Genomic DNA, 6,838 nt, shown 5'->3' on the forward strand with positions numbered 1-6,838 from the left:
GCCGGCGGCATCACTATTGTCACGCGGTCGACGTGGCCGCCGGCCCAGTGGGTGTCGGCGGGTGCGGGTCTGCCGGCGGGTTGGCGGGTGCGGCCGCCGCCGGTGGATGCTCCCAGCCTAGAAAGTTCGGCCCGCTCACGGTGGCGATGCGCTGAATCTGGCCGTCGAGGAGGGCCTTTTCGTGCCCGAGAGCAAGCGCGTGCCGGTCGGTGAGGATGCCGATGTCGCCGGGCGCCGCTTGGAGCGGGTCGATGGGGTTGGTGACCGCCGTGCCCGGCGGGGGGATGGTAATTCCCTGTTGATGGAACGCATCTGGGATCGAAGCGCCGCCGATGGCGGCTTGGATCGCCGCGGCCAGCTGTGGGCTGGCGGCCGTCACCGTATCGCCGTCGGGCAGCGTCACCACCGTCGGGCCCGCCGGTGGCGGTTCGGAGTGATCCGTCACGTCCTCGGCGTGGGCGTTGTCGTCGTCGCCGACAGGTTCTTCGGGGCCGTCCCCGGGCTGCTGGTCATGGGGACCGAACGAGCTCTCCCGCGCGAGGTCCTGCAGGCCGGGCAACGGGAGTCCGCCCGACCCCCCGAGGCCCGGGATCGGCGCCCCGCCGAAACCGGGAATTGATGGCACCGCAGGCAGAGCGGGCGCTGTGGGCATCGCCGGGGCGCTGGCCGCCGGGGCGGATCCCGGGAGATCTCCGGCGGGCGCGCCGGAGTCGTCGGCCCACATCGAATCCGGCAGCGGCTCGAGTGCGGGATCGTCGACCGGGGACTGGGTGGTGCGGTCGCCGGATGCGGCAACCGGAACGGCGGCCTCGGGCGGACGCTCGGCGGGGCCGTCCTTGGACGCGTCGTACAGGGACGTCCAGGCGGCCATCAGCGCGGATTTCGACGTGTCGTCCAGGCTCGCGTTCAGAACGACCGCGCGGATGTCCTTGAGCTTGCCGATGAGGAACCGTTGGAAATCGCGGGCTCCGGCCGGGGTGTCGAGATCGGAGCGGGTCAGGACCGCGGTCTCGGTCTCGCGCTGTAACCTGGTCAGCGCTTCGCTACCCTCGACGGCCTTGAGGTGCGCGTTCAAGATCGCAGTGATCACTTGCATGTCGAGCTGAGAGCTCGCCGAATTCTGGTGCGCCAGAGCCGCTTCGGCGTCCGCCATGGCTTCGGCGGCCTCGCCCTGCCCTCGACCGGGCTCGGGTGCGCCCGCCGGGGCGGCCCCGAAGAGGGGCGCATAGCGTTGGCGGATCTTGCGCACGATCGCATCGAGTTGCTCGGGCCTGGTGGTGGGCGTGACCACCGCGGCCACCTCATCCGGCGCCAGACCCGCCTGCCACGCGTTCGGGTCGCCGGTGCTGTCCCGGACGGAAGTGATCGTCTTGATCAGCTCGTCGTACGTCGACATCGGTGTCGCGACCCCTCCATGCCGGGCGACAGTACCCAGGCACGTTGTTGGCGACAATTCACCCCCGCGCGCCTGTGAACCAACGAGCCGGCATCGGTGGTGGCTAGCCCGGGGGGAGGGCGTACTGGGCGCGCAGCCCTTCCAGCACAGCCCTTTTCGCGCGTCCGAGTTCGCGGGCATCGGCCACCACCCGGGCGATCTCGCGTTGCTTGTCCACGAGAAATCTGCGCAGTTCGCGCGCCCCCATGGGAGTGTCGACGGCCAGGTCCGCGCGGGCCGCGGCGGCGCGGTCGATCTCCTCGGCGATCGCGTCGAGCCGCCTGACGCTCTCGCGGGTTGCGGCGTGGGCGCCGGCGAGCACCTCCGCCAGCACGCGGTCGGCATCGGAGGCGGCTCCGTGCCGGCCGGCCAGCGCTGACTGCCGCGCCTGCATGGCATCGAGCGACGCCCCGGCCTGTTCCGGCATGGATTCGTTGCTCATAGCGGCCGCCGGATCGCAATGTTGCTTCCCAGCCGGCTGATTCGCACCGAAGCACCGGGGTAGGGCGCTTCGACCACCAGGTTGTTGCCTATCGCCATCTGGACGTGTCCGGCATGGGGGAACACGAGGTCGCCGGGCCGGACGAGCGAACGGGGCACCGGCATCCCGTCGTTGATCTGCTGATAGGTGGTGCGTCCCAGGTGGACGCCCGCCCGCGCGTAGGACCACTGGACCAACCCGGAACAGTCGAACTGGTCGGGTCCCGTCGCACCCCACACGTAGGGGCGTCCGAGTCGCGACAGTGCCGCGCGCACCGCGACCGCGGCCCGGCCGTTCGGCGCCGGCAGTTTGGAAAGGTGTTGGTGTGTCAGCCGGTATCGCAGCGCTTGCAGCGCCGTGGCGTGTCGCCGCGCCTTGAGGCGGGCCGACAAGACGTGCGAGCGCTGTGCGCGTAGCCTCGCCACGCGACGCCGCATCGCCTCGCGCTGAGCCATCGGCGTCGGGGGAGCCGCGGTCTTCTCGGTGCGGGCCTGGTCGACGACCGATCGGGTCAGCTCCCGGGCCTCGGCGCGATCCCGGATGGCGCCGGCGATGACGCCGGCCGCTTGCGCGTCCGTACCCGCCGCCGATCGCAGGCGCTGCTCGGCGCGGCCCGCCGCGAGCCGGTAAAAACCGTGTGCCACAGAGCTGTTCGGACCGCTTTCGCGTTGCAGCGACCCGGTGCCCGCCTCCAGCGCCGGCGGCGTCGTGCTGCCGGCAAAGAGTCGATGAGCGCGACTCAGCACCTCGATTTCACTGGCGGTCACCGCGCCTCCTCGTCGCCGCCGTGTGCGCTGTCCGGGCCCTGCGACTCGACCGCCTCGGCGAAGGCGCGGACGCGGGGGAGCGCCCCCGGGGGGATGACCCCCCGGTTGCGGATGTCCCACATTTCGTCGGTGCCGACGCCGACGAGCGCCGCGATGACCGTCTCCGGCAGAGACGACTTCACGCACGCGCGATCGAAGCGCGCGCTCAAGCTGGTGGGCATCCGCTTCAGCAGCGCGGCGCGCGTCTCCTCGAGCGCCCGCAAATGCTCCATGAGCCGGCCCGTCGAGTCGGCGCCGGCGTTGACGGCCACCCGCCAGGAGCTGGCGGCCAGCATCTCCGCCTTCACGCATTGAGCGATCACAGACAGAATATACGTCTCATATTCGTTTGATGTCGTCGCCGGCAGCCGATCGATGACGGATTTGAGGGCATCGAGTTGCGCTTCGGCGTAGCCTTCGAGCACTTCCGTGTCGCTGTGGCGGTCGACCACCACGGTTCCGGCGGGCCGCGCCGACCGCGTGTCTACCGGTTGCGCGGCCATCAGCCGGGCCAGCTCCGCATCCGGGTCGGCGGCTACCAGCAGCCGAGAATAGGTGCCCGGCGGCAGGCCCAACCCATTCTCGACCTTTTGAACTGTGCTTTTATGCGGCTTACGGGCACCGCGCTCGAGGAAGCTCAGGCCCATGATGCTCACGCCCGTCGCGGCCGCCAGCTCGGCCAGGGACCAGTCGCGTGACTCGCGCAATGCGCGGATGGCCGCGCCGGCCGATTCACGGCTCACCGCACGCTCCGGCCATGGGCCGGATATTACACAGAACCCGCGACGAGGCCTCGGATATACGTTTATATCTCGTTTCTCTTGCGTCGCCGGTTGCAATGCGTATACGCTTTCGTCTACGTTTCACCGCTGGATCAAGGAGACCGACATGGGACACCCCTGCGCAGCGAACCCGGAACTGTGGTTCGGCTACCCCGACGACGACGGTGGTGACGGCGCCGCCAAGGCGCGCGCCTACGAGCGGTCCGCCACCGAGGCGCGGATCCAGTGCCTGCGCCGCTGCCCGCTGGCACAGCAGCGCCGGTGCGCCCAGCACGCGATCGCGCACCGCGAGGAGTACGGCGTCTGGGCCGGCGTCAAGCTTCCCGGTGGCCAGTACCGCAAGCGCGAACAACTCGCCCGCGCCCACGACGTACTGCGCCGAATCGCCGCGGGCGAGATCAATTCGCGACAGCTGCCCGAGAACGCGGCGCTGTTGGCGCGCCACGAGCATGACGCGATTCCCGTCGCCGCGGTGGTGGTGCACCTGCCGGTCGCACAAGTCGGGCCCCGTTCGGCCGCCTGACCTCCCGTCACCTTCCCCGACCGCCGTTTGCTGGCCCGGCCGGCGGGGTAGACGGGCTTGGCAGGACCGAGTCCGTCGACCCAGAGGCACACCCATGACGTTCGACCTGACACCGACGGCGGCACAACACGACCTCGCCCGGCGCACCCACGAGTTCGCCGAAGAAGTGATCCGCCCCGTGGCGCTCCACTACGACCAGCGCCAGGAGTTTCCCTGGCCGGTGCTGGAGGAGGCCGCCCAGCGCGGCTTTTACAGTCCGCTGTTCTATCGCGACCTGATCGGCGACCCGACCGGCATTTCGCTACCGATGTTCATGGAAGAGCTCTTTTGGGGTTGTGCCGGAATCGGATTGGCGATCGTTATGCCCGCACTGGCGCTGTCGGCGATCGGTCAGGCCGCCTCGCCGGAGCAGATGCTCGAGTGGGCGCCCGAATGCTTCGGCACCCCAGGGGATGTCAAGCTGGCCGCCCTGGCGATCTCCGAGCCCGAGGGCGGCAGCGACGTTCGGAATCTGCGCACCCGCGCGCGCCGCGACGGTGACGACTGGATCATCGACGGCCACAAGATGTGGATCGGCAACGGCGGCATCGCCAACGTGCATGTGGTCAACGCGGTCGTGGATGAGGAACTGGGGCATCGCGGTCAGGCGCTGTTCGTGGTGCCCGGCGGCACGCCGGGGCTCAAACTGGTTCGAAAACTCGACAAGCTGGGTTGCCGCGCGTCCCACACCGCCGAGTTGCTGTTCGAAGGGGTGCGCGTTCCGGCGGCCAATTTGCTTGGCGGAGAAGAGAAGCTGGAACACAAGCTAGCGAAGGCACGCGAGGTGGTGGCCGGCGGAAAGCGGTCCGGCTCGGCGACATTGGGCACCTTCGAGCAGACCCGTCCGATGGTCGCGGCCCAGGCGATCGGGATCGCGCGCGCCGCATTGGAGTACGCGACGTGGTACGCCACGGAGCGGGAGGCCTTCGGCGGCCCGATCATCGACAACCAGGGCATCGCGTTTCCGTTGGCGGAACTGGCCACCGAGATCGACGCCGCCCGGCTGTTGACCTGGCGGGCCTCCTGGATGGCGGCGAACAACGTCCCCTTCGATCGCGGCGAGGGCTCGATGTCGAAGCTTGCCGCCAGCGAGGTCGCCGTCAAAGCCACCGAACGGGCCATCCAGACGATGGGCGGCTGGGGTTACATCACCGACCATCCGGTGGAGAAGTGGTATCGGGACGCCAAGCTGTACACCATCTTCGAGGGCACCAGCGAGATTCAGCGCATGGTCATCTCCAACGCGCTGGGCGCCACGGTGGGAACCCCGCCGCTGCATGTGGTGATCGAGCCGACCGGTGGCCCGCTGAACCGGATCTTCGGTCGCGGGACCCCGCTGCGATCGCGCGCCGCCGAGGCGGCGCTGTCGATGCAGGATCGCGTCCCCGACCCGGTCATGCGGTTGGCGATGAAGGTGCTGCGGCCGCCGGGCAGGTGAGGGCCCCACGAGGCGTAGCGTCGAGCAGGTGAGCAACCTCGAGACCGCGCCGGCCGAAATCGCTCGCGCGTCGGAGGCCGCCGGCGCCGAGATCTCACACCGGAAGGAGCACCGATGACCGCCGACAGGACCGGCGCCCCCACCACCATCACCGCGGAGGAGGGTCGCTACACCATTGCCGTCGACGGCAAGACCGTCGGCCTCGCCGACTTCGCCGATCGAGGCGACCAGCGCGTGTTCTACCACACCGAGATCGACCGCGAGTACGGCGGACGCGGTCTGGCGACGATCCTCATCGAGCAGGCCCTCACCGCCGCCCGCGACGACGGCAAGCGGGTCGTCCCGGTGTGCTCGATGGTGGTCACGGTGCTCAAGAAGCACCCCGAGTTCGATGACATCACCGACCCCGTCACCGCCGACGTGCACCGGTGGCTGCAGTCCTGACCGGCTCGCTCACTTACCGGTGCGCTCGCGGTGCTTGCACCCGGGCCAGCAGCAGGGCCGGCGCTTGCCTTCCTCCAATTCCTCCTGGGTGCGGCGAATGCGCCGCTTTCGGGTGGCGTCTTGCTTGGCGTCCTCCACCCAGCAGATGAACTCGTTGCGCGCGAGCGGCGTGATGTCCTGCCAGGCGGCCAGCGCGGTGGAGTTGGCGGTCAGGGCCGCGCGCAGGTCGGCGGGCAATCTGTGTACCACGCCGCCGGGCACTCGGTTGCTGCTCACCGGGCTAGGGTAAGGCGATCGAGCCAGAGGAGGCGGCATTGAGCGAGCATGAAGTGCGGATGATTGTCTTGTCGACCGACGACCTGGACGGGTCGATCCGCTTCTACAGCGAGACCCTCGGCATGCCGTTGAAGTTCCGCGATGGGGCCCACTTCGCCGCCCTAGACGGCGGGGCGGTCACCCTCGCCCTGGCGACGGCGGTGGACCATCCCATTCCCGGGCAGGTCGTCGTCGGCATCAAAACCACCGACGTCGACGCCGCCGCGAAGGCCGTGGAGGAGAGCGGCGGCGGCATCGTGAAGGGCCCGTACGACGACGCTCACGAACGACGCGCCGTGGTGTACGACAACAAGGGCAACGGCTTGGTCTTCTACAGCCCGCTGGCTCGGTGAGGTCCTCGTCGGGCGGTTTTCAAATCCGGTATCGCACGCGATAGCGCTCCCACCGACCGCGTGGTGAAGGCGTAATCCTCCTCCGAGGCGGACGCGGCGGCCGAGCGGCCGCGCATCCCGACTCGATCACAACAGTGGGCGAAGGGGTCTGTGGTTCATTGACATAGAGGACAGATGTCTCCCGACATAGAGGACAGCCCAGTTATCGCGAGGTGTCCTCAT

General features: G+C 69.3%; 9 protein-coding genes. 4 read left to right on the forward strand and 5 right to left on the reverse strand.

The genetic code is table 11. The features are described 5' to 3' along the window. Positions 1-19: 19 nt before the first annotated feature. The 4 genes from A5696_RS11685 to A5696_RS11700 all read right to left on the reverse strand — a co-directional run bounded on the left by A5696_RS11685 (position 20) and on the right by A5696_RS11700 (position 3,465). Positions 20-1,396: a DUF4226 domain-containing protein gene (locus tag A5696_RS11685; protein ID WP_067878173.1), complete on the reverse strand. Its 1,377-nt coding sequence runs from the start codon at positions 1,394-1,396 to the stop codon at positions 20-22. A 103-nt stretch (positions 1,397-1,499) separates the two neighbouring features. Continuing rightward, complete coding sequence (locus A5696_RS11690) at positions 1,500-1,862, reverse strand: DUF4226 domain-containing protein (RefSeq protein ID WP_067878202.1); 363 nt, start codon at positions 1,860-1,862, stop codon at positions 1,500-1,502. 11 nt (positions 1,863-1,873) lie between these two features. Beyond that, positions 1,874-2,683 (reverse strand): C40 family peptidase, encoded by an 810-nt coding sequence (locus tag A5696_RS11695; protein WP_067878176.1) that lies wholly within the window; start codon positions 2,681-2,683, stop codon positions 1,874-1,876. Next, positions 2,680-3,465, reverse strand: a complete 786-nt coding sequence (locus A5696_RS11700) for a helix-turn-helix domain-containing protein (RefSeq protein ID WP_067878179.1) — start codon at positions 3,463-3,465, stop codon at positions 2,680-2,682. Before A5696_RS11700 ends, A5696_RS11695 begins: the two co-directional genes overlap by 4 nt. 145 nt (positions 3,466-3,610) lie before the next feature. Here A5696_RS11700 and A5696_RS11705 point away from each other — a divergent pair, with 145 nt between their 5' ends. The 3 genes from A5696_RS11705 to A5696_RS11715 all read left to right on the forward strand — a co-directional run bounded on the left by A5696_RS11705 (position 3,611) and on the right by A5696_RS11715 (position 5,948). After that, positions 3,611-4,027: a WhiB family transcriptional regulator gene (locus A5696_RS11705; RefSeq protein ID WP_067878182.1), complete on the forward strand. Its 417-nt coding sequence runs from the start codon at positions 3,611-3,613 to the stop codon at positions 4,025-4,027. A gap of 94 nt (positions 4,028-4,121) precedes the next feature. Continuing rightward, the gene (locus A5696_RS11710; RefSeq protein ID WP_067878185.1) at positions 4,122-5,504 is read left to right on the forward strand and encodes an acyl-CoA dehydrogenase family protein; all 1,383 of its coding nucleotides are present in this window, start codon (positions 4,122-4,124) and stop codon (positions 5,502-5,504) included. 114 nt (positions 5,505-5,618) lie between these two features. Continuing rightward, positions 5,619-5,948 carry a GNAT family N-acetyltransferase gene (locus A5696_RS11715; RefSeq protein ID WP_067878188.1) on the forward strand — a complete coding sequence of 110 codons (330 nt, stop codon included), beginning with the start codon at positions 5,619-5,621 and terminating at the stop codon, positions 5,946-5,948. 9 nt (positions 5,949-5,957) lie between these two features. On the opposite strand, the gene A5696_RS11720 is transcribed toward A5696_RS11715, so the two are convergent. Beyond that, positions 5,958-6,224: a YdeI/OmpD-associated family protein gene (locus A5696_RS11720; RefSeq protein WP_067878190.1), complete on the reverse strand. Its 267-nt coding sequence runs from the start codon at positions 6,222-6,224 to the stop codon at positions 5,958-5,960. Positions 6,225-6,262: 38 nt separating this feature from the next. On the opposite strand from A5696_RS11720, the gene A5696_RS11725 reads away from it, so the two are divergent. Then, positions 6,263-6,616 (forward strand): VOC family protein, encoded by a 354-nt coding sequence (locus A5696_RS11725; protein ID WP_067878193.1) that lies wholly within the window; start codon positions 6,263-6,265, stop codon positions 6,614-6,616. Positions 6,617-6,838 lie beyond the last annotated feature (222 nt).

It is taken from the genome of Mycobacterium sp. E2699 (assembly GCF_001666745.1).
Lineage (GTDB): Bacteria > Actinomycetota > Actinomycetes > Mycobacteriales > Mycobacteriaceae > Mycobacterium.

What these genes read in the sequence shown, in the direction of transcription:
- A5696_RS11710 (WP_067878185.1), top strand. Translation starts at nt 4,122, where the DNA reads ATGACGTTCGACCTGACACCGACGGCGGCACAACACGACCTCGCCCGG.
- A5696_RS11705 (WP_067878182.1), top strand. Translation starts at nt 3,611, where the DNA reads ATGGGACACCCCTGCGCAGCGAACCCGGAACTGTGGTTCGGCTACCCC.
- A5696_RS11685 (WP_067878173.1), bottom strand. Translation starts at nt 1,396, where the DNA reads ATGTCGACGTACGACGAGCTGATCAAGACGATCACTTCCGTCCGGGAC.
- A5696_RS11690 (WP_067878202.1), bottom strand. Translation starts at nt 1,862, where the DNA reads ATGCCGGAACAGGCCGGGGCGTCGCTCGATGCCATGCAGGCGCGGCAG.
- A5696_RS11715 (WP_067878188.1), top strand. Translation starts at nt 5,619, where the DNA reads ATGACCGCCGACAGGACCGGCGCCCCCACCACCATCACCGCGGAGGAG.